The sequence below is a fragment of the Chitinophaga polysaccharea genome (assembly GCF_902150045.1).
Taxonomy (GTDB): Bacteria; Bacteroidota; Bacteroidia; order Chitinophagales; family Chitinophagaceae; genus Chitinophaga; species Chitinophaga polysaccharea_A.
Genome location: NZ_CABFVU010000004.1, coordinates 507,772 through 528,449, shown reverse-complemented (window position 1 = coordinate 528,449; position 20,678 = coordinate 507,772). Strand labels below are relative to the sequence as shown.

The following is a 20,678-nucleotide window of genomic DNA, read 5'->3' as shown; positions in this document are numbered from 1 at the left end:
TATTAAATACCCTGCGCCTTACCATGTTGCTGAAATGGAGATGCGTAGTGTATTGGCCAGCGGGTGCAGCGGATCTCCCCCGGCGGGAACCAGGTAAGAGAAATCGAAGCCCGCTATTTTATATTTCAAACCGAATCCTGCGCCCAGGTATTTCCGGTTGCCTTTTGTACGGTGCTCATTGTAATATCCTGCGCGCAGCGCCAGCAGGCCGCCATAAGTATATTCCAGGCCGGTGGAATACATCAGCTCATGCAGTTCTTCCTTAAGGCCGCCCGGAGCGTCGCCAAAGGAGCCGGATACGCCGCTGAGAATGCCTTTCTGCCTGAAGTCGGGCGTACCGTCCTTATCCGCATCTGTGCTATCCGGTGTGGGCGCCATCAGTTTATTGATATCCAGTGTGAGGGTGAGTGTGTTCTTATCATCCAGCTGGTACGTATAGCCGCCACCGATACCAAGATTGGCAGGGAGGAAATACTTATCCCGGCTGTCAGTTGCGTAAGAGATCTTTGTGCCGATGTTTGACATCACGGCGCCGAAGCGCCAGGTGCCCTGCTGCCCGCCATCGTATTCTGTTACCGAAGTATAGGAGGCGCTCAGGTCGCCGGCAAAGGCATTGCCTGCCTTGTAAGCGCCGTTACCGCCGGCTTTGGGACCGGATGCCAGTTTGGAATGAATATAACGGAAGGCTACCCCCAGCGCCCAGTGATCCGATAATCTGCGGGTATAGCCCGCATCGAGGGAGAATTCGCCGGGCCGTGTCGTTCCCTGGTCGTTTCCCTGGAAATCCGTTAGCTGGATACTGCCCATGCTGAAATAGCGGAAACCTACCCCTATCGCCTGTTGTTCATCCAGCTTCCTGTAAGCCGCTATATCGGCCAGGTACACATCGTTGGCCATTGACCTTAACCAGGGAGTAAAACCCGCAGAAACAGCCCTTTCTGCCTCAGCAAATGATATCTGGGAGAGATTGGAGAACACCGAGCTGGCATCGGGCGACAAAGCGATGCCTGCATCGCCAAGGGCTGCGCGGCGTGCGTCGGGAGTGATCCGCAGGAACGGCACCGCATTGCTGACCGCATTGGTACGGCCATCGGTGCTGCTGTAGGCCATTTGCGCGGAGGTCTTTTCCCCTGCCAGCAACAGGGAGATGCCTATCAGGCCCGTGGCCATCCACCGGTACAGGCGTGATACCGGTTGAGACATACTTTTTTCCTGATTAAAACCTGGATACGTCATTTCAAATGATTTATATAATGTTGATGCCGTTGTTTTCTTTTTAATGGGAGATGAGCAGTTTGCCTTTTACCACGGAGCTGCCGGATTGCACTTTTACGAAGTACACGCCATCGGCCAGCGATTGTGTGTTAACGATATAATAGGTATAACCACTGGTGATGAGCGTGGTATTCACCACTGCTCCCCTGCTATCGGTAATGACCACACGATAACCTTCCCGGGTATTGATCATCCCCGTCCAGCTGATCCTGGCCTGGTCCGTAGCGGGATTTGGCGTAATGGATAACCGTCCCTGCGGCAGGTTGGTGTTAATAAGACTGGTGTCTTTCCCTCCCCCTGTGATGATATAAGTAGCTTCCGCCACCGCTGAATTTTTCATACCGGGTTTGATGGCGATGGCCTTAATGGTAAGGCTGTCGCTCACCTGGATGAGGTTAAAGTAAGCAGTAGCGTTCTCGTCCGGCGTGCTGCCATCGGTGGTATAATAGATCACTGCATCTTTTGTATCGGTGAACAGTCCTACCTGCCTGGCGCCGTTGTAAGTACCGCCGGGGAAACTGAACTGGGGCGTGCTTACTGCCACATCGTTATTGCCGATCACATAGGCAGCGATGGTTACTTTTGAATCCGTAAGCCCGCCGGCAGAGGCGTAAGCTTTTAAGGTAGCAGTGGCATTGATCTTCACCGGGTTGGAATATACCGGTGAATTGGAGTTCAGCGCATTATCGTTAAGTGCGTAGCGGATCACGGCGCCGGGTGTGGCGCTGGTGATGGTCACTTCCTGCGGGCCATTATAATTACCGGCGGGCACGCTGAATACCGGTTGTTTTGCTCCCTCCGGTAATATAGTATAGGTGGCAGCCATTACCTGTGAAGGGGAACGGCCTTCTTTCACCGCAAAGGTTTTAATACGCATGGTGGAATCGATATGGATACTATCGGTGTATACCAGTGATGCAGTAGTAGGCGTGCTGCCGTCTGTTGTGTAGTAAATGGTGGCTCCGGGCGCTGCTACTTTGATCGCCATCTTGATAGGATCGCTGTAGATACCGGCAGAAGGCACGAATACCGGGTTGGGCAAAGCCGGTGGCATAATGCTCAGCAATGCGGTAGATACTTCCGATACATACATGTTGTTCATCCAGGTACTGGCCTTTACGGTAGTGGTGCTGGTGAGCTTCAGCGTATCTGTTAACGGATTGAATACAGGTGAATTGATGGTAGGCACGGTGCCATCCAGCGTATAACGGATAGTACCACCCACGGTGGTAGTGCTCAGCACAACATCCACATGGTCTTCGAACAGGCCCCGGTCAGGTGTTATTTTAGGACGGGCAGCGGCCTGTGGCAGCAGTGCATAAAAGTATTCCGCCGGCACCTGCTGCTGGGGAATACCGGGGCCCGTCCATTTGAAGTACATGATATTGGCGCCGCCTCCGTTCTCTGTGAACTCCATTTCCACGGGATACAGCTTACCCGCTTCCAGGTTGATAGTACCGGAAAAGTCGGCGCAGCAGTTCCCGTTATTGTTCATGACCACTGTTCCCGGATCGGCTTCCCTTTTTGCGTAATCTTTTATGGTGAACTTAAATCCATCGTCTGCATTGGCGTTAAAGGTATAGCTACCGGTAACGGGCACACGAAACAATCCTTTCCAGCGAACGGAGAAGTGATCGTTGGTGATGCGCGGGTCAGGTGAGCCATCGCCCCAGTTAAACCAGAAGTTAGGATCCACCCGGTCGAACACCAGCGTAGTAAAAGTGCTTCCGCCCGACTGCGGGTCCTGGAAATAATAGCCTACCACACCCCGTGTAGTATCTATAGGCGGTGCAGCCGCAGCTGTTGCTGTGGCTTTTACCAGCAGGGCTATTACACAGCAGAGAATAAACAGAGCGTTGTTAAATTGTTTCATATTCAATAAATGAATTTTAATTAGCAATCCTTACTAATTATATTTCCTGAGCAAAGGGCATGACTTACCCGGTACCTGTATGCAGGTACAAAAAAGTAATGAAAAGAGGATCCCGTTCCGGCGTATCCCTATGGATACCGGCACAAGTGACCGCACGGCCAGGCGGCGCACCAACAGGCGCTAACGGCTATAAGCTAACTGCTAAAAGTTTTCATGACATCAGTTATTTGCTCAGTGAATACATAGGGTGAATGGAACAGGGATGTCATTCCATTTTACCTGGATTAAATTTCAGTTGATAGTTTAGCAATGCCACACTAATAAGGTTCCCGGATACCGTAGTATCCGGCAAATAAACGCCAGTAACGCGGGACTGGCCGAGGCAAAGAATATCCTTACCAAGACGTACCCGGCAAATTTCAGTTAATAAAATACTTCAGCTGATTTGTCCAACTACATTTTTATGAGCGTCCGATTGTAGGATCTTTCCAGGCCTTCCTATACTGGTTTTGCGGGGTCTGCATGCGCCTGGAATACATTCCGGCTTATTTCAGCAAACGGCTAAAACTGTATAAGACTGGTGAAACGGGAGGAAAACTGATTGTACAATTGAACCTGAGTAAATGAGAGAAACAAATGCCTGTAACGTGGAATCGTGGAACTTTCTTTTTGTCTAAAGTAATACTACATCATAAAATTTTGGAATTATTCTTTTGATAATCATAATGGAATGCTAAAACGTTTTAACGTTACTAAAATACGATGCGATATTTGAATAACCAAAGGTTTGAAAAAAAATATCGCAAATAATTTCAGCTAAAATTATCGTCTGGATCTGCTGCCGGGTAAAGGTTAAAATAGCATCTGCCACAGATAAAATAACGCTACCCGGAATGCTTCTTTTTAAATTTATTTTAAAAAGAAGAAAGTGTATTTTATACACAACAGGGATGCCTGTACATAATTCGTATAAGCATCCCTGTTATAAATTATTTTCTCACGGGTAATTGATCGGAGTATTTTCCTTTGCCATGAAACCAGCGGGCAGCCTGGCCGGTGAGCCACAGGTAGTAATCGCTTCCCAACCCGGTTTCGATACCGGTAAATGAGCCGCCGGCATTGAGCGGCAACTTGTCTTCTGTTGCACATTTAAATATGGACGTGCCTTCGTTCATCTCATCAAACATAGCCACGTACAGCATTTCTGCACCGGCATTTTTTGCACCGGCGATCTGTCGCCAATAGAAGCTGCCTCCTTCCCGTGGAATAGTATTGGCCCTGGGGCCATTCATGTTCTTCCAGGAAAAGCCAGGGAAAGCCAGCGGTACATAATCCACGCCGTTGCTTTTGCACCAGGCAATGTCATCGGCTACCAGGTGTTTAAAGCCATCATAGCTTTTACCATTGTAGCGGCCCACAAACCAGGGCATAATTACATCCGACTTTTTAATAAGGCGGTGCAGCCCTTCATCGCTGATGGCATCCTGGCGCAGCTCCCTCCAATAGGAAGGAACGCCCAGCATTACGCTGAAACCCCTGGCCTTCATGCCATCCAGCAGTGTTTCCGCTTCTTTTAAACCATAAGCGCGGTGATCATTAAAGCCGACGCCCCAGATCACGATAAAGGGCTTACCGTTATGATGCAGGTATGTGGGACTTTTACTGCCATGCAGCAGGTCGTATTTTCCGGTGAGTTCATCCAGGTCTTTCAGTACCAGCTCTTCTTCCCCGGGGCGCATACCGCTGAGGTCGTACATGACGGCAATAGCGCGGTCATATTTAGTGGCTGCTTTCACAGCGTTGTCAAGTACAGTGTTGAAATGCTTTTTGCCACTGGGGTTCCTGATCTCGGCCACAAATCGCTGCATAAAAACGCCGTCGATGCCATAGTCTTTCATCCATTTAAAATGAAGATATACCGTAGAAGCATCATGCGGACTGAAAACTGAGGCCGGTTTACCATCTGCAAAACTGAAAGCGGTGGTATAGGTTTTCTTATACTCGCTTACATCCGGCCAGAAATCTATTTCGCAGGAACCGGGCTGGAATACACCTCTCTTTTCGTAGTGATGCCATCCCCTGCCGGCACTGTCACCGGGGGTATTGAACCAGCCCTGGTAACCAGCCATTACCAGTCCTTTGTAAGTAGGATAGCGCTGTGCGCGCGCGAACATGCATACCAGCAGGATGCCTGATACAATAACATGGAATTTTTTGCTTATCATCTTATTCTCTTGCCGCTGATTAAAGCCGATGGTGCGGGTGCACTACGGCAACCGGCATGAGCCTAAAGATAATACTTTACCAACAGGATGTATTACCGTTTATGGATAAGCGTTAGGTCAGTCTTTCCGTTTGCCGGATACTACCAGTACCACACCCACAATGGCTACAATGCCACCTGCGTATGTAGGCCAGCCTATCCAGCGGTTTTCTTTCTTATTGATTTCAACAGGGCCGATGTCTACCACTTTCTTTTCTGTTTGAAAAGAGAAGCCCCTGATAAGGATCATTGCAATACCAGCAATAATGAGGATGATGCCAAGTACTTTCATAATGTTGCGTTTATGTAAGTACCGGCAATACACATGCCATTGCTATGGCCCTGTTTTTAGTGTTATAATGGGGAATTAGCGCCCCAATCAGTAGGATTATTCCGTTTTCAGGCTTGTCACGGGATTCATGGCAGCTGCACGGATGCTCTGGAAGCTTACGGTAAGTAAAGCAATGATGATGGTAATAAGCCCTGCTCCACCAAAGATCCACCATTCGAGATCTGTTTTGTAAGCAAAGTGGGTTAGCCAACGGCTCATAGTGAACCATGCCAGTGGAAAGGCAATGAGCATTCCTGTAAATACGGGTTTAAGGAAGCCTGTCGACAACAAAATGAATATATTGGATTCGGAGGCGCCCAGGACTTTTCGCACTCCTATTTCTTTTGTGCGTTGCGCGGCGGTGAACATGGCCAGGCCAAATAAGCCCAGGCAGGAAATAAATACTGCCAGGCAGGCAAAGTAATTGCACAATTTACCTACCATCTGTTCACTTTTATATAGCTTCGTATATTCTTCATCGGAGAACTGGTAAGTAAAAGGAAAATTGGGATTAATATTTTTGCAGATGCCTGCCAGGCCTGCCAGTACCTGCTTTGTTTTGCCGCCGGCGGTTCTTACCAGGATACTGCCCCACTTTGGCTTCTCATCCAAACGGATCACCAGCGGTTCAATGGCATCATGCATGGAATTGAAATGAAAATCTTTGAGCACGCCAATGATGGTACCGGAAACATTGCCGAGTGTGAACGGTTGCCCTACGGGGTGTGTATAACCAATTCTTTTCACCGCGCTTTCATTCAGGATATAGCTGCCGGAATCGTTGCCAAATTCCTTCGAAAAATCACGGCCTTCCAGCAGGGTGAGATGTAAGGTCTTTACAAAATCATACCCTACTGCAGCATCGGCAAAAGAGGCAGGATCATTAGGGTCTTTCCCCGCCCAGTTCAGGTCTCCTTTATGATGTTCTATCACTGTAGGCGTTTCTTTCATTTTTGAGATGGCCAGCACGCCTGGCAGGTTAGCAGCTGCGGCTTTGAATACGTCGTATTTGGTGATCAGTTCGCCTTCAATGGGAATATAGAGTAGGTTCTGCCGGTCGTAGCCCAGGTTCTTTGTCTGTACGTAATCCATTTGCCGGTAGATCACGAACATGCCTATCATCAGCAGGATGGATAAGGTGAACTGGAATACCACCAGCCCTTTACGGAAATTAGTGGCCCCGGCTCCGAATTTCAGGCTGCCTTTCAGCACCTTCACAGGGTTCAGGGCGGAAAGGAACAACGCCGGATAACTGCCAGCCACAAAGCCGGTGAGGACCATTAGCCCCAGCAGGATAGCCCAGAAGGCAGGCTGTGAAACGGGCAATGCCAACTGCTTTCCGCTAAGCTGGTTAAATGCAGGCAACAGCAGCATTACCACCAGTAATGCGATCGCCAACGAGAGGAAAGCCAGCAACAGGGCTTCGCCGATAAACTGAAGGATCAGTGCAGAACGCCTGGCCCCTACTACTTTTCGTACACCTACTTCTTTTGCCCTTTTTACTGAACGTGCGGTGGCCAGGTTCATAAAATTAATACAGGCGATAAGCATAATGAATATAGCCAGTAACGTAAACAGGCGTACGTATTCTATGCGACCGCCATCAGGAACACCATTATTGAATACGGCGTGCAGGTATTTTTCGCTATAGGGCTGTAATCCCAGCTCCATATAGGAATCGTTGCTGCGGGTCTGGTAATTGTAAACGAAGTCTTTTATTTTAGCGGCTACCTTACCGGCATCGGCATGGTCACGGAGAAGGATATACGTAAGCGGGCTGAAACTGCCCCAGGTTTTTGTCCATGCATTATTAGCGGTAAAATCTTCCCAGTTGCGGAGGAAGTCGAACTGCAGGGAGGAGCTGACCGGCATATCGTATACGGCGGTAACAGCGAGGCTTGTAGTATCTTCATACCGCAGTGTTTTCCCCAGCGCGTTTTCCGGGCTGCCAAAAAATAATTCAGCCAGGTGTTTGGAAATGGCAATGGTACCCGGTTTATCCAATGCAGTGGTTCTATTGCCCTGTAATATGGGATAACTGAACATCCTGAGAAAATCGGCGCCGGCATAGGCCCCTGTGCTCTTCATTATTTTATCATCTGCCCTCAATGCCACCGGTGGAAAAGCCTGGAACCCGCTGGCGTAAGCAACTTCAGGTACTTCTTTTTTCAGCTCAGCAGCCAGCGGCCCCTGTGTAAGATAGCCGGCATCCACTTTCCCGGCAGACAACTGGCGCACATATACCTGGTATAATTTATCACTATTGGCATGAAAGGCATCCACACTTTTTTCATCCTGCACCCAGAGGATCATAAGCAGGCTACTGGCCAGTCCGAGAGCCAATCCCAGGATATTGATAAAAGAAAAAGCCTTATTGCGCACCAGGTTGCGCCACGCAATCCGGAAGTAATTTCTTATCATGATCATCAGTATCAGTTATACGGTCAACTAAAAAAACATGCCACACAATAGTAATATATATGTCAGCAATTTAGAGAATCTTCTTTTCAATAATATGTCCGCTTTTGATACAGCAACTGACCGCTTATAATATCCGCTGTTCAGCCCGGCCTCAGCAAACCTGGACAGCCTGAATACCGAGTAACTCCGCCAGCTTTTTTATACGGGGGGCAATATGTCCTTTGCCTACTGCACAATGGTGTGCCGGCCCCTGTGCATTCCAGGCTTCCACAAAATTCCTGGCGCCTATAGGAAAGCGGTAACGGCTGTTGGTATTGCCGATTTCCAGGATAGGACCGGCTTCAGACATGCCCTCTGCCAGCAGGAACTGCAGGGTTCCGTTGCCCGTTTCCACTACCGACAGCAGGGTAACAGGGCCATGCGCTACCGACATCTCCACAGATAAGCCTTTTCCTACTTTTCCATGATATACCTGTAAAGGCTTCAGCTTTATTTTACCCGCTGCAATTGCAGGATGACAAGGCCCATCGTGCCCCATCAGTACAATATCATCCTGGTAGTCCATGGCATAGTATTCCGTAAAAGACCCACCGGCGCCAAAGCAATCCATGATCTTCATGGCCTGTGCATTCTTTACCTCGTACTCACCTGCTACAGGAATACCCTGTGCTGTTAAGAGCGAAGTTCCCATAATAACGGAGCTCATAGTATCTTCATTCACTGCGTTACCGCTTCCTTTATGGTAATATGCCAGGGAACCCAGCTGGTGTTTGGCTACCAGCTTATCCAACGCCACCGCTGTTTTCGCAGCGCGGTGCAATTCTTCCGGGGAGCAGTCGGGCTGTATCTCAAATACCCGTTGGGCTTCCCGCAGTTTGGCGGCAATTTCCGTTTCACTAACGGTAGCACGGATACCCGATAATTCATCTGCTTCAATAATTTCCATATGCCCGCCCAGCACCGCTGCATGCAAGGTAAGATCGGAATATATATCCAGCATACCACCGTAATAATTGCCCATTAAACCAAGCCGGTTGTGATACATGGCATGCGCTACTTTCGCCGCGGCTATCCATTCCTCTACTTCTTTCCATACACCGGGATCATTGTGCAGCATGCCTGTGACCTGGTAAAAAGGAATGCCTGAGCGTTTGAATACGCTGGCTATTTCCGGTACCGGGCAGGCAGCGCAAAAGGCCAGCCATTCGCCGGTCATAGCTGTACGGTTGCCGAGGTTATTAAATGTACCGTAATCAATAGCCGCCTCGGGGGAAAGGTTTAATACAATCACCGGCACCTTTGCCCTTTTCACTACCGGCAGCACCGTAGAAGATAACGCATAAGTGGTAACATATAAAAAGATGAGATCCACTTCTTCCTGCCGGAAACGGCTGCCTGCTTCAAACGCCTTCTCCGGTGTGTCTATTAACCCCAGATTGACGATCTCTGCGCCATAGCCCTGCAGCAGCTGATGCACAACACCGATGTAGCCCGACAGCCGCTGCTGCAAACCTTCGAACTGTTCCCAGTAAGCAGCAAGACCAATTCCAAACAGGCCTGCTTTTAATGTATTCATAAGATAATTTTTGAATGATAAACAGGAATAAAACTATTACTGTTGTGATGAATTATTTGATATTTCAATTGTACATTATGATATAAACACGGCAGGAAGTAAAATTTATTTTTACTTTCCCTATCCTTTCCTGCTTTTTATATTTTTATGTAAACGGAAGGAGCGTTATGATCAATTATTACAAATACCTGCCGGTAAGCCGTGAAGATGAAAGCTGGGGTTTATGGGTAGTGAATACAGGCTGTACACGCGTAACGGCAACGGGAATTTACCCCGGGAAAGATCATCCTGCGCATCATCATTTCAACTGGAAAGCAGGACGTGTGCTAAGCGAATACCAGGTGATCTACATCACCGGCGGCAAGGGGATTTTTGAATCAGACAGCTGCCGGCAGCATGAAGTAAAGGCAGGCACCATCATCCTGTTGTTCCCCGGGGAAAGACACCGCTACCGGCCTTCGCCGGAAACAGGGTGGGACGAATACTGGGTTGGCATGAAAGGCCCTGTGCTGGACAACCTGCTGAAGGAAAGTTTTATTACCAGGGAAAAGCCCTGTTTATATATCGGTTTCCAGGAGGGAATATTGCAGTTATTCCATCTCATTATAGAAAAAACAAAACAGGAGCACCCCGGTTACCAGCCACTGATTGCCGGCGCAGTGCTTCATATGATGGGTAACATCCACTACCTGGTAAAGCAGCAGGCAGCGGGAAATAAAGACAAAGAGGAACTTATGAACAAGGCCCGGCTGCTGTTCCGCTCGCACATTTCCGGGCATTATTCTCCCGGGCAGGCAGCAGAAGAACTACAGGTAGGGTACTCCTGGTTCAGGAAAGAATTCAAGAAATATACAGGGTTATCGCCCTTCCAGTATTATATACAACTTAAAATAGAGAAAGCCAGGGAATTGCTAAATGACCCTGCTGTATCTGTAAAAGAGATTGCTTATGCGCTCAGGTTTGATTCTTCGTTCTATTTTTCCAGGATCTTTAAAGAGAAGACCGGTCTTACGCCCACAGCATACCGGAAGATGGCGCAGGGCGGCCATTAGCAGTATATGCTGCCTGTTGGCATTTGTATATAACGTAGATGCACAAACGAATTCATCTATCATCAACTTCAACAGGCATCAGCAGCAAACGATCCGTTTCAGCACTGCAGGCGCCGCCATTGATGCGCATGATGGCGAGATCGCCTGTTTCAATGGCACCTACTACCTGTATGGCACCAGCTACGGCTGCGGCTTTGAATGGGGAAGGAAAGATGCGCCCTTCTGCGGGTTCAAAGTATACACCTCCACCGATCTGCAACATTGGACCGACAAAGGATTTTTGTTCGACGCACGCACACCGGTATGGCAGGCACGCTGTAATGGCAGTACCTATGGCTGTTTCCGGCCGCATGTGATCTACAATAAAAAAACAAAGCAGTATGTGTTATGGATCAACGTATATGATAATCGTACAGGCTTCCGCGTATTTACCAGTTCCCGGCCCACAGGCCCGTTCACCGAAGTAGCCGGGCCGCGGCTGGCAGTGAACAGCAACGGCGCTGTAGCAGGACTGAACAATGGCGATCATGATACTTTTGTGGACGAAGACGGCACCGCTTATATTGCGTATACCGACTGGCAAACAAAAGGCACTATTGTAATAGAAAAGCTCAGCGCTGATTACCTTACCGGCAGCGGCGAGCATGTGAAGGCTGTTACGGAAGGAAACACGGAAGCCCCTGCCCTGTTCCGCCGCAACGGCAGCTACTACCTGTTTTATTCCGATCCAAACTGTGGCTATTGTTCCGGGACAGGCACCTCTTACCGGCGCGCCTCCTCACCATTAGGCCCATGGTCTGACGGTATAAAGATCAGCGACAAATCCTGCGGAGGGCAACCTTCCTTTGTATCACTTGTTAAGTTGAACGGCGACAGCGTATTTATTTACGGCAGCGACCTGTGGAACAATGCCGCGAAAAATGAAGCGCTGGCTAATTACTACTGGGCGCCGCTTTCCTTTGATGCCAGCGGAGCGGTGGAGCCGATTGTGTGTAAAAACAGTATACCATTACCTATACACGCAGCGCGGCCTGCCAAGGTGAAAATAAAACCTGATAACAGCAGCGGCCAGGATGGCTTCAGTGCCCAATGTGATATCCATGGCTGTATACAACACGCCCAGATCTTTACCCCTACCCGTTCCGGCAGGCTGGCAAGTATAAGTGTTACCGTTTTTAAAAGTGGTTATCCCGACGATGATCTTCATATCAGTATTTACCCGGCAGATGAAAAAGGGTTGCCCCTACCGGGAAAAGCATTATATGAAACGGCTGTAGGGCGCAACAGTATCAGCTGGTCGCCCCAACCGGTAGCGATAAAGCCTATGCTAACTGTAACGGGCAAACGTAGTTATGTAATAGTGGTCCGGTCGTCTACCAGCAGCGGTTGCTATGGTATTACCGGTAAAGGTGAAACTCCCGGCAGCATTGCAGCTTACAGCACCGACTGCGGGCAATCGTTCCGTATTGAAAAAGACCGGGTACTGAAATTCGAAACATACCTAGAGGAGTAGCTGAAATTACTCCTCTATCCTGGCCCTTACATCTTTCAGTTTCATTACCATTTTCTGCGCGGCTGTGGCCAACCATTCCTGGTAGTCTGTAACAGCCTGTATCCGTTCTTCCTCTGTAATAAAACCGCTTTCCACTACCTGTGGTCCTCTCAGCTCCGCTACCTTGGACCAGATCCCAGCTTTTTCAGCAAAATTACTTTCACCACGGTTGTAAATCTCATCCGCGTTCAGTACTTCAACTTTGTGAAAGCCAAGCGCTTCAAAATGTGAAGGGAGATGATCGGCGATTTCATTATCCATGCCTGCGTCAGTGCGCCATGCGAGGAAAGCGTTGTAAAAGCGCTGCATGCTTTCCGGTGGCGCCGGCGTCCATTCCAGTTGGGTATGATTATAATCCAGGATAGAAATATAACCGCCGGGTTTGAGCAGGGATTTGAATTTAAGTAATGCTTCGCGGGGATTGCTTAACCATTGCAATACCCTGGCAGAAACGATCAGGTCAAATTTTTCTGCGGGTTGGTAAGCAAAGAGATCGGTTTCCACGAGTGTAAGGTTAGGCACATCTGCATGATCGGTATTGCCTTTTGCTACCAGGTGCGCGCTGTTGTCGATGCCCACCACGGTTCCTGTGGCGCCCACTGCGGCGGCTATGCCTGCAGAAATGGCACCGGTGCCGCAACCTACATCCAGCACCCGCATTCCTTCATGGAGAAGTGGTATCAGTGTGGCATAGCTGTTTTGCAAACTCCTGCTGTCTAAAACGCTGCTGTCTTTCGGCATGGCGGCTCTTTCATTCGCGGTATTACTCATGGGTGCTTATTGATGGATCTGGAAAAGATGAGATTAAATATAACATTTTGTAAACAGAAAATAGCCATACTTTAGAACAGCATCTGTCTCTCAAAAATAATCCGGTGCTGTTACTTACCAGGGGAGCTCTATTCCAACCCGGGACATATAGATACGCAGCTGCCAGCCTTTATTAAGGACTCCGGTGGATATTACCCGCTGAAGAATAAAGCAAAGGGGCAAACCATTTAGCGTTTTTTTTGTAGTGTATGATGATAAAATGCCAGCATGAAAACACGCCGCATTCTTTTACTTTTTGCCAGCCTGATACTGGTCCTGTTATATGCCTGCAAAACCCCTCGGGTGATCAACAGCAACGACCTTACCATTACCGGCAGCTATTGTGCACCGGCAGACGCTTTCAGCAGCAGCCAGGACACTGTTCCCTTAAAGAACACCGATTCGCTGTTAAAAGCTAACCCCGACCTGCCGGAACACGAAGTACTGATGGCCAATGCTACCGGCACCCTGTTCCTGATCCGGCAAATGAAGGCCGTTGCCGGAGATACTACACTGGCCGTGATGATGAAAAGAGCGGAGATCCGTTCAAGGATCCAGCACCGTTTGCTGCTGGCCACCCTGGAAATTGCCGGTATTGCCGCTGAACTGGATTGTGAAGGGGAAAAAGCAGACCAGCTGGCCAGGTACCTGGATAATTTCAACAGCAAGCGCAATACCCGGCTCACCGTGGCTTCCATTATCACCGGCGCCATTACCACCATTGCCACGGTAGCGATTAAAGAAGATGGCCCACAGAATGCCGTTGCCATTGGCGGCGGGCTCCTTTCTGCAGGTCTGGGTGCGCTAACGATCAATGCCGCCCGGAAAAAAGTGCGGCTGGCGCATCTGCGGAATGTATTGTCCGATATCTGGTATATGCCTGACACCTCCGCTATTTATCCTCCTTTCACCTGGTATGTGCTCAATGAAAGGCATTTCAGCAACAACGGGCAGATTTCACTGGCGGCGCATGTAAAAAAGAGATGGGAGCGGTTCGACCTGGAGGGCAACGCGAGCAAATCAAAAATATCGTTGTTCTTTGGCGACGGCGGCGTGTATAAGGCAGATGACCTGCATACCCGGGCCGCCATGGTAAATGAACTGCAATCCACTATCCGGTCCGTAAACCAGGACCTGCAACGGCTGCTGCATTACCTGGTGAGCATAGAATAGACGCTGTTTTTCCCGATTGCGTAAATAATATTCCACTTTCGCCTATCCGCCCCCTCCTTCCCGGTGTAGCTTTGCCCTGTTTATAAACCGAGCTAAAATGAAAAAATTCCTGTTTTCTGTTATTTTATGCTGTAGCCTTCAGCCGCTTTTTGCACATGCCATCTGGATTGAAACCATTACCACCGGGAAGATCGGGCAGCCACAGGAAGTAAAGGTTTTCCTGGGAGAATATGCCGGCAATGAGCGGGATTCCATCCAGCACTGGTTCAGCAATATGAAAGATTTTACCCTGTACCTGGTGAAGCCAGACGGGCAGAAAGAAAAGCTGACCGTTACACCTAACGGTAATTATTTCACCGCCACTTTTACGCCGGCTGTTGCCGGCACGCACCTGTTGTCAATTGATCATACCGTGCAGGAAGTGTATGGCGGCAGTAAGATCCATTACTATGCCATGGGACTGGTGAAAGTAAATAACTCCCTGACGGGTGCAGATAACGCCAAGGAATATACGGACTTTTCCATGCTGACCAATCTCAAAAAGGCTAACAAGCTGCAGCAGCCTGCTTCCGTGCAGCTGAGCTATATGAAGGCTGCTCCTGCCGAAGGAGAGGTAACCGTACAATCGCCGGAAGGATGGACTAAGAAGTTCAAAGCCGGAAAGGCCGGTGACGTTACCTTTTCACCTGCATGGCCAGGCCGTTATATGCTGGAAGGCACTTTTACCGAAGAAGCCAGCGGACAGCATGAAGGAAAAGACTTTCAAAAAGTATGGCATTGCGTTACCTACTGTATGGATGTAGATAAGTAAATGTAAAAAATGAGGGAAAGGGCTGGCAATTTTGCCGGCACTTTCGCGTTTTATCCTGAGTATGTAGTAATTTAATATCCTCTTAATAAGACCCATGAAACAATTGTGCTGTATTGCTATGCTATCTGTTTCCCTGTTATGCATGTATTGTGGTAAGGGAACAACCTATCCTCCTTCTCCCCTTGTGGATACGCTGCCTGCGATTACGGCAGAAGGTAAAAATACAGTTGGCAGCCTGGTAAACGGGAAAGTATTTATTCCACGGGGAAGCGTAGGCCCGGCTAATCCCAGCGCTTACTATGATCCCAATGCCCATGGTGGAAGTTTTAATCTTACTATGACCCGTTTTGACCCCGGGGATTTATACAACGCAGTTTCCAGGTGATAGTTACTAACCTGGATAAAACGGGCGCTTATCCCATTACCACCCCAATGAAGGATGTGGCTTTCATTTATATGAGGAGACGCATCAGCTCCGGCACCGTTTGTGAATATATTGGTATGGATGCGGAGCATGTGAAACAGGAAGGGCAACTGGTGATCACCAAACTGGATACCGGACAAAAGATCGTTGCCGGTACTTTTATCTGTACGCTCATAACAGCTGGTTGTGATACTGTTCGTATGACTGAAGGGCGGTTTGATATGAAATATTAATCTTTGCCTGTTATGATCTCTGCATAGATCTCTTCAAAATCTTTCCCTTTGTGCGACTGCCAGATGCCGGTGAATTTGGTTTCCACGCCTTTCAACAGCTGTATGCACAATTTACGGTCGTCGTCTGTCATGTCGTGGAACATTAACTCCGCTAACTGGCTGACACGCTTCCTGCACTGGATCAGTACTTTCTCTCCTTTGGGGGTTACCTTCAGGCGTTTGGAGCGCTTGTCTTCCTTATCATCGTATTCAGTGAGGTAACCGAGCTTTTTCAGGCGGTTCAGTTTATCTGTGCCGGTAGACAGCTCCTGCAGGGCTGCATAGATGGCCTCCGTTTTGCGGGGCTCCTTCAGCTGCGCCACCGTATTAAGTAATGAATATTCGTCAATAGTGTTGATCCCGGTACCTTCCAGCGCCGCTACCGTATAAATGGTATGCAGTTTAAAAATGCGGCCAATGACCCTCATCAGGATGCCATCGCTGTTCACCGGGAGAAATTTTCCTTCCGGGGAAACAGGCTTGCGTGTTTGTTTACCAGCCAGGTAATGCCTGCAAAATTCTTCAATACTGCTTCCCGGGTGCTGCTCATCATATGCCCCCCATTCCGTGATCAGTTCTACCGCTTTATTCATACCATATATTTTATTTTCGTAGCAATAATAGAAAAAATACTTCGGATTTTTTGTTTTTACTACATTTCCGTTATACATTTACTATTATTATTACGATTCCGTCATACAAAAATCATCATCCGATGTCAACACAGATTCTTTTCCAGGGCTTTATAGTGCTTCATCTCATAGGGTTTCTTCTTTTCGCCGGCACTTCTGTAGCGGATTTCGTGGGTTTCCGGCAATTCTGGAAGCAGTACGACCTCGACAAAACCAAGGCAGCCACCATAATGCAGGCCATTTCCATATTCCCGGTGTTAATGAGGATAGGGATCGGGCTGATCATTCTTTCCGGCATAGGCATCATGTATATGACCCATGGCGTTTTTGGAGAGCAGCTCTGGTTCCGGGTAAAATTTGCCCTGGTGCTGCTTGTTATTCTCAACACGTTTTTATTCGGGGTACGTCAGAAAAGGCAGCTTGTTAAATTCCTTGAAACCTCCGACAGCACTGTTCAGAAGATCAGGGGTAACATCCGTTTGTTTCACCTGCTTCAACTGCTCATCGTTTTTATCATCATCCTGTTGAGTGTTTACAAATTCAACTGATCAATTAAAACATCATGAAAAAAGATAAGATCATTTACTGGACGGCCACCCTTATTCTTACCGGGGTGATGTTGTGGAGCGCTTTTAATTTCGCTTTTAACCCCGGAATGAGAGGAGCCTTTGCCCACCTGGGATTGCCCAACTGGTTCCGGATAGAGCTCACCGTTGCAAAGCTGCTGGGATCACTGGCGCTGCTGCTGCCGTTTACGCCGCCAAAGCTCAGGGAGTTTGCATACTTCGGGTTTGGCATCACGCTCATTTCAGCGGCCATTGCGCACCTCTCAAGCGGCGACAGCGTGTTACTGGAAATAGGCCATACTTCATTTTTTGTAAGCCTGGTGGTTTCTTATGTGTACTATCATAAACTGCATCCCCGGGTGGAGGCGGCTTAAAAAAAGAAAGCCTTCAGACCGGGCGGGCCTGAAGACTTTATACAGCTATTGTTATCTTATTTCACGTCCAGGGCTGCAAGTACTTTTTCGCCTGTTAACTGTGCGGAAGCAGGATTCTGACCGGTGATGAGGTGGCCATCAGCTACAGCAAAAGGCTGCCAGTCGGCTCCCTTCACATAACTGGCGCCATGTTCTTTTAACATATCTTCCAGCGAAAACGGTACTTCAGCAGTGGTTTGTCCCGCCACTTCCTCGCTATTTGTAAATCCTGCCACCTTCTTTCCTTTTACCAGCGGCGCCCCGTTCTTATCCTTTACATTTTTTAACGCTGCCGGCGCATGACATACCAGCGCCACCGGCTTCCCGGCCGCATAAAACGTTTCTATCAGCTGCACGGATGTAGCATTCTCTGCAAGATCCCACATAGGCCCATGACCGCCGGGATAAAAAACCGCGTCATAATCTGCCGCATGCACCGTTTTCAGTGGCACGGTATGCTCCAGCCGTTCCTGTGCTGCGGGATCCTTCAGAAACCTTTTCACGGCCTCCGTGGAATATTCCGGAGCAGTGCTTTTGGGATCAACAGGCGCCTTCCCTCCTGCAGGAGATGCAATGGTTACCTGGATCCCTTTATCCGTAAACAGGTAGTAAGGAGTAGCAAATCCTTCCAGCCAGGTACCTGTTTTATGACCGGTACTTTTTACTTCGCTGAAGGAAGTAACAACGATGAGTATTTTTTTCATAGACTGATGGTTAATTATTTTGGCTTGCTGGCTGTATGCCTGGTGCCCCAGTAATAACAGCAACAGCATCGTTCTTATAGTTTTCATTTACCTGATTTTTATGCAAAATTGCTACTTATCGATGGGCAGAGAAAGGAGGCAGATCACCATTTAATTGTGATATAGGTCACAGGTTTTATGTTAATTTGTACCATATGAATGATGCGTTGCGACAACATATTGAATTAATTACCCCGCTTACGGATAAGGAATACGATCATATACGATCCTATTTTACTGAAAAGAAACTGCGCAGGCGGCAGTTCCTTGTGCAGGAAGGAAACCCGGTGGATCATGAATATTTTGTAGTGAGCGGCCTGTTAAAAGCTTCATATATCAATGAGGCGGGGAAGGAACATATTATCCGGTTTGCTATGGAAGACTGGTGGATCACCGATTACCAGGCCTACGTAAATCAAACGCCGGCGCAACTGAGCATTGATTGTATTGAAGCTTCCACCCTGCTTTGTTTATCTTCCGAAAACAAAAGAAAGCTCTGCGAAACCTCTCATAAAATGGAGCACTTTTTCCGGGTAAAAACCACTTCCGGCTATGTTGCGTTACAGCAACGGATCTTATCGCTGCTCAGTGATGATGCACAATCCCGCTACCGGCAATTAGTGTCCCAGTACCCCACTCTTTTCCAACGGGTGCCCAAAACACTGATAGCCGCCTATCTTGGCGTATCGCGGGAAACGCTGAGCCGTTTTTCCGGGAAGTAACCATTTCTTTTATTTCTCCCCGGGAAATAATTATATTTGTAAGGTAAACTTATAATTTTACCTTACTATATGGCTTCCCGGAATCCGCATCAACTTGCTGCACAGCTCCGTCCACTGCTTACCAGGCTGGTAAGAAAGCTGCGGAAACTATCGCCGGCAGATGAACAGCTCTCGCAAAGCGAGCGTTCCGTACTGGTATTACTGGACCAGCATGATTCCCTGCTATCAGCAGAGCTGGCGGTGATGGAAAAAATGACGCCCCAATCGATGGGGCAATTACTGCAACACCTTTTCCAGCTGGGCCTGATCAGCAAAACGGCTTCTCCCGATGATAAACGGAAGATCAACATTTCTCTTTCGGTAGCCGGCAAAGAACGGATCCTGAAAGTGCGGAAAGAGCGGGACGAATGGTTAAGTAAGGCCATTGATAAAGTTTGTACGAAAGAAGAGCAGGCCATCCTGCAGGCAGCCATCGGGCCTTTAACAAAGCTGGTGGAGTATGAATAAAAGAGGGGAAGCAATATGAACATCAGCACTTTTAATGCATTTAAAAACCGTAATTACCGGTTATATTTCAGTGGACAGTCGATATCGCTGATAGGCACATGGATGCAGAAAACTGCCGTGAGCTGGGTTATTTATTCACAAACGCATTCCAAGTTTATGCTGGGGCTTACTCTTTTTGCAAGCATGTTCCCTTCCTTTGTTTTCTCATTCGTGGGCGGTGTGGCATCCGACCGGTATAACAGGTACAAGCTGTTGCTCGCTACCCAGCTGGCTTCCATGCTTCAGGCAATATTATTAACAGTGCTCATCTATTTCCGGCATTACCAGGTATGGCAGATCATCGGATTGAGCGCCTTCCTGGGTTTGATCAACGCGTTTGATGTGCCGGCCCGGCAATCGCTGGTATATGAAATGGTAGACGATAAGGCAGACCTTCCCAATGCGCTGGCGCTGAACTCCTCGATGGTGAATTTATCGAGGCTCATTGGACCCGGCATTGCCGGCCTGGCACTGGAGAAATTCGGGGAAGACATCTGTTTTGGTTTAAATGCGCTCAGCTTCATTGCCGTGATAGGATCCTTATTACGAATGAAGCTCCCCACCTACACTCCGAAAGCACGTACTAAAAATATGCTGGGTGAACTGAAAGAAGGTTTTGCATATATCCGTGCCACACCGGCTATTTCACTGATACTGATCACCCTGGCATCCGTGAGCCTGCTGGTATTGCCTTACACCACGCTGATGCCTGTGTATGCAAAAGATATTTTCAAAGGCAACGCTTCTACCTTCGGGGTTATAGACAGCGCCATCGGGATGGGTGCATTTTGCGGAGCTATCTTCCTTGCGTCGCTGAAACCAGGAAAAAACCTTCGCAGGATACTGGTTCTTAATACCCTCATATTCGGCACAGGGCTCGTGTTATTTTCCCATTCCACCATTTATCCTATTGCGCTGGTATTTGCCACGATGGCGGGCTTCGGCATGATGTCGCAGATCACTATCAGTAACACCCTGATCCAGACAACCGTAGATCCGTCTATGCGGGGCAGGGTGATCAGCTTTTATGCCATGGCATTTTTTGGTATGCAGCCACTGGGCGGATTATTGATAGGCGCCATTTCCCAATGGATAGGAACACCCAATACCGTGTTGCTGCAGGGCGTGGTTACTATTATTATCGGTGGCCTGCTTTTCCGGCAGCAGCAATTACAGGTGGCGGATTTTGTCTGACTCAGGATTAAACTGATTACGCTGATTAC

21 protein-coding genes are annotated in these 20,678 nt (G+C 48.5%); 12 read left to right on the top strand and 9 right to left on the bottom strand.

Annotated elements, in window-relative coordinates:
* Nucleotides 1-18 precede the first annotated feature (18 nt).
* Nucleotides 19-1,203, bottom strand: a complete 1,185-nt coding sequence (gene porV / locus FN124_RS26890; RefSeq protein WP_185937396.1) for a type IX secretion system outer membrane channel protein PorV — start codon at nucleotides 1,201-1,203, stop codon at nucleotides 19-21.
* Between the two features lie 73 nt (nucleotides 1,204-1,276).
* Entirely contained in the window at nucleotides 1,277-3,148 is a 1,872-nt protein-coding gene (locus tag FN124_RS26885) for a chitobiase/beta-hexosaminidase C-terminal domain-containing protein (protein ID WP_142687873.1), read from the bottom strand.
* A gap of 98 nt (nucleotides 3,149-3,246) precedes the next feature.
* Here FN124_RS26885 and FN124_RS31010 point away from each other — a divergent pair, with 98 nt between their 5' ends.
* Complete coding sequence (locus FN124_RS31010) at nucleotides 3,247-3,399, top strand: hypothetical protein (RefSeq protein ID WP_185937395.1); 153 nt, start codon at nucleotides 3,247-3,249, stop codon at nucleotides 3,397-3,399.
* A 738-nt stretch (nucleotides 3,400-4,137) separates the two neighbouring features.
* Here the strand turns inward: FN124_RS31010 and FN124_RS26880 are convergent.
* From FN124_RS26880 to FN124_RS26865, 4 genes are all read right to left on the bottom strand, one after another.
* The gene (locus tag FN124_RS26880; protein ID WP_142687872.1) at nucleotides 4,138-5,373 is read right to left on the bottom strand and encodes a glycoside hydrolase family 99 protein; all 1,236 of its coding nucleotides are present in this window, start codon (nucleotides 5,371-5,373) and stop codon (nucleotides 4,138-4,140) included.
* Between the two features lie 117 nt (nucleotides 5,374-5,490).
* Entirely contained in the window at nucleotides 5,491-5,703 is a 213-nt protein-coding gene (locus FN124_RS26875; RefSeq protein WP_142687871.1) for a hypothetical protein, read from the bottom strand.
* 96 nt (nucleotides 5,704-5,799) lie between these two features.
* Complete coding sequence (locus FN124_RS26870; protein ID WP_221887921.1) at nucleotides 5,800-8,169, bottom strand: ABC transporter permease; 2,370 nt, start codon at nucleotides 8,167-8,169, stop codon at nucleotides 5,800-5,802.
* Between the two features lie 145 nt (nucleotides 8,170-8,314).
* Nucleotides 8,315-9,739 carry an arabinose isomerase gene (locus tag FN124_RS26865; RefSeq protein WP_142687870.1) on the bottom strand — a complete coding sequence of 475 codons (1,425 nt, stop codon included), beginning with the start codon at nucleotides 9,737-9,739 and terminating at the stop codon, nucleotides 8,315-8,317.
* Between the two features lie 167 nt (nucleotides 9,740-9,906).
* Between FN124_RS26865 and FN124_RS26860 the strand changes: the two genes are divergently transcribed.
* Nucleotides 9,907-10,791, top strand: coding sequence for an AraC family transcriptional regulator (locus FN124_RS26860; RefSeq protein WP_142687869.1), 885 nt, complete (start codon nucleotides 9,907-9,909; stop codon nucleotides 10,789-10,791).
* Nucleotides 10,792-10,807: 16 nt separating this feature from the next.
* Nucleotides 10,808-12,304, top strand: coding sequence for a family 43 glycosylhydrolase (locus FN124_RS26855; protein WP_221887920.1), 1,497 nt, complete (start codon nucleotides 10,808-10,810; stop codon nucleotides 12,302-12,304).
* 6 nt (nucleotides 12,305-12,310) lie between these two features.
* Here the strand turns inward: FN124_RS26855 and FN124_RS26850 are convergent, their stop codons facing one another.
* Nucleotides 12,311-13,114 (bottom strand): class I SAM-dependent methyltransferase, encoded by an 804-nt coding sequence (locus tag FN124_RS26850; protein ID WP_221887919.1) that lies wholly within the window; start codon nucleotides 13,112-13,114, stop codon nucleotides 12,311-12,313.
* A gap of 267 nt (nucleotides 13,115-13,381) precedes the next feature.
* Here FN124_RS26850 and FN124_RS26845 point away from each other — a divergent pair, with 267 nt between their 5' ends.
* The 4 genes from FN124_RS26845 to FN124_RS26830 all read left to right on the top strand — a co-directional run bounded on the left by FN124_RS26845 (nucleotide 13,382) and on the right by FN124_RS26830 (nucleotide 15,794).
* The gene (locus FN124_RS26845) at nucleotides 13,382-14,326 is read left to right on the top strand and encodes a hypothetical protein (protein ID WP_142687867.1); all 945 of its coding nucleotides are present in this window, start codon (nucleotides 13,382-13,384) and stop codon (nucleotides 14,324-14,326) included.
* Nucleotides 14,327-14,423: 97 nt separating this feature from the next.
* Nucleotides 14,424-15,137 carry a hypothetical protein gene (locus tag FN124_RS26840; RefSeq protein ID WP_142687866.1) on the top strand — a complete coding sequence of 238 codons (714 nt, stop codon included), beginning with the start codon at nucleotides 14,424-14,426 and terminating at the stop codon, nucleotides 15,135-15,137.
* Nucleotides 15,138-15,231: 94 nt separating this feature from the next.
* Nucleotides 15,232-15,522, top strand: coding sequence for a Riean_0653 family protein (locus FN124_RS26835; RefSeq protein WP_142687865.1), 291 nt, complete (start codon nucleotides 15,232-15,234; stop codon nucleotides 15,520-15,522).
* A complete protein-coding gene (locus FN124_RS26830; protein WP_142687864.1) occupies nucleotides 15,519-15,794 on the top strand; it encodes a Riean_0653 family protein in 276 nt (91 codons plus the stop codon). The genes FN124_RS26835 and FN124_RS26830 overlap by 4 nt, the downstream gene beginning before the upstream one ends.
* On the opposite strand, the gene FN124_RS26825 is transcribed toward FN124_RS26830, so the two are convergent.
* A complete protein-coding gene (locus tag FN124_RS26825) occupies nucleotides 15,791-16,426 on the bottom strand; it encodes a MarR family winged helix-turn-helix transcriptional regulator (protein ID WP_185937394.1) in 636 nt (211 codons plus the stop codon). The genes FN124_RS26830 and FN124_RS26825 overlap by 4 nt on opposite strands.
* 122 nt (nucleotides 16,427-16,548) lie before the next feature.
* Between FN124_RS26825 and FN124_RS26820 the strand changes: the two genes are divergently transcribed.
* Nucleotides 16,549-17,013: a hypothetical protein gene (locus FN124_RS26820; RefSeq protein WP_142687862.1), complete on the top strand. Its 465-nt coding sequence runs from the start codon at nucleotides 16,549-16,551 to the stop codon at nucleotides 17,011-17,013.
* A 14-nt stretch (nucleotides 17,014-17,027) separates the two neighbouring features.
* A complete protein-coding gene (locus FN124_RS26815; protein WP_142687861.1) occupies nucleotides 17,028-17,405 on the top strand; it encodes a DoxX family protein in 378 nt (125 codons plus the stop codon).
* Between the two features lie 56 nt (nucleotides 17,406-17,461).
* On the opposite strand, the gene FN124_RS26810 is transcribed toward FN124_RS26815, so the two are convergent.
* Nucleotides 17,462-18,235 carry a type 1 glutamine amidotransferase domain-containing protein gene (locus FN124_RS26810; RefSeq protein WP_142687860.1) on the bottom strand — a complete coding sequence of 258 codons (774 nt, stop codon included), beginning with the start codon at nucleotides 18,233-18,235 and terminating at the stop codon, nucleotides 17,462-17,464.
* 107 nt (nucleotides 18,236-18,342) lie between these two features.
* Here FN124_RS26810 and FN124_RS26805 point away from each other — a divergent pair, with 107 nt between their 5' ends.
* From FN124_RS26805 to FN124_RS26795, 3 genes are all read left to right on the top strand, one after another.
* A complete protein-coding gene (locus FN124_RS26805) occupies nucleotides 18,343-18,909 on the top strand; it encodes a Crp/Fnr family transcriptional regulator (protein ID WP_142687859.1) in 567 nt (188 codons plus the stop codon).
* Nucleotides 18,910-18,978: 69 nt separating this feature from the next.
* A complete protein-coding gene (locus FN124_RS26800) occupies nucleotides 18,979-19,416 on the top strand; it encodes a MarR family winged helix-turn-helix transcriptional regulator (protein ID WP_142687858.1) in 438 nt (145 codons plus the stop codon).
* Nucleotides 19,417-19,431: 15 nt separating this feature from the next.
* Entirely contained in the window at nucleotides 19,432-20,649 is a 1,218-nt protein-coding gene (locus tag FN124_RS26795) for an MFS transporter (protein ID WP_142687857.1), read from the top strand.
* The last annotated feature ends 29 nt before the right edge of the window (nucleotides 20,650-20,678 follow it).

Excerpts from the sequence above, each read along its gene's own strand:
- FN124_RS26870 (WP_221887921.1), bottom strand. The coding sequence starts at position 8,169 with ATGATCATGATAAGAAATTACTTCCGGATTGCGTGGCGCAACCTGGTG.
- FN124_RS26835 (WP_142687865.1), top strand. The coding sequence starts at position 15,232 with ATGAAACAATTGTGCTGTATTGCTATGCTATCTGTTTCCCTGTTATGC.
- FN124_RS26865 (WP_142687870.1), bottom strand. The coding sequence starts at position 9,739 with ATGAATACATTAAAAGCAGGCCTGTTTGGAATTGGTCTTGCTGCTTAC.
- FN124_RS26840 (WP_142687866.1), top strand. The coding sequence starts at position 14,424 with ATGAAAAAATTCCTGTTTTCTGTTATTTTATGCTGTAGCCTTCAGCCG.
- FN124_RS26820 (WP_142687862.1), top strand. The coding sequence starts at position 16,549 with ATGTCAACACAGATTCTTTTCCAGGGCTTTATAGTGCTTCATCTCATA.
- FN124_RS26880 (WP_142687872.1), bottom strand. The coding sequence starts at position 5,373 with ATGATAAGCAAAAAATTCCATGTTATTGTATCAGGCATCCTGCTGGTA.
- FN124_RS26860 (WP_142687869.1), top strand. The coding sequence starts at position 9,907 with ATGATCAATTATTACAAATACCTGCCGGTAAGCCGTGAAGATGAAAGC.
- FN124_RS26810 (WP_142687860.1), bottom strand. The coding sequence starts at position 18,235 with ATGAAAACTATAAGAACGATGCTGTTGCTGTTATTACTGGGGCACCAG.
- FN124_RS26845 (WP_142687867.1), top strand. The coding sequence starts at position 13,382 with ATGAAAACACGCCGCATTCTTTTACTTTTTGCCAGCCTGATACTGGTC.
- FN124_RS26800 (WP_142687858.1), top strand. The coding sequence starts at position 18,979 with ATGGCTTCCCGGAATCCGCATCAACTTGCTGCACAGCTCCGTCCACTG.
- porV (WP_185937396.1), bottom strand. The coding sequence starts at position 1,203 with ATGTCTCAACCGGTATCACGCCTGTACCGGTGGATGGCCACGGGCCTG.
- FN124_RS26815 (WP_142687861.1), top strand. The coding sequence starts at position 17,028 with ATGAAAAAAGATAAGATCATTTACTGGACGGCCACCCTTATTCTTACC.
- FN124_RS26805 (WP_142687859.1), top strand. The coding sequence starts at position 18,343 with ATGAATGATGCGTTGCGACAACATATTGAATTAATTACCCCGCTTACG.
- FN124_RS26795 (WP_142687857.1), top strand. The coding sequence starts at position 19,432 with ATGAACATCAGCACTTTTAATGCATTTAAAAACCGTAATTACCGGTTA.
- FN124_RS26885 (WP_142687873.1), bottom strand. The coding sequence starts at position 3,148 with ATGAAACAATTTAACAACGCTCTGTTTATTCTCTGCTGTGTAATAGCC.
- FN124_RS26825 (WP_185937394.1), bottom strand. The coding sequence starts at position 16,426 with ATGAATAAAGCGGTAGAACTGATCACGGAATGGGGGGCATATGATGAG.
- FN124_RS26875 (WP_142687871.1), bottom strand. The coding sequence starts at position 5,703 with ATGAAAGTACTTGGCATCATCCTCATTATTGCTGGTATTGCAATGATC.
- FN124_RS26850 (WP_221887919.1), bottom strand. The coding sequence starts at position 13,114 with ATGAGTAATACCGCGAATGAAAGAGCCGCCATGCCGAAAGACAGCAGC.
- FN124_RS31010 (WP_185937395.1), top strand. The coding sequence starts at position 3,247 with ATGAAAAGAGGATCCCGTTCCGGCGTATCCCTATGGATACCGGCACAA.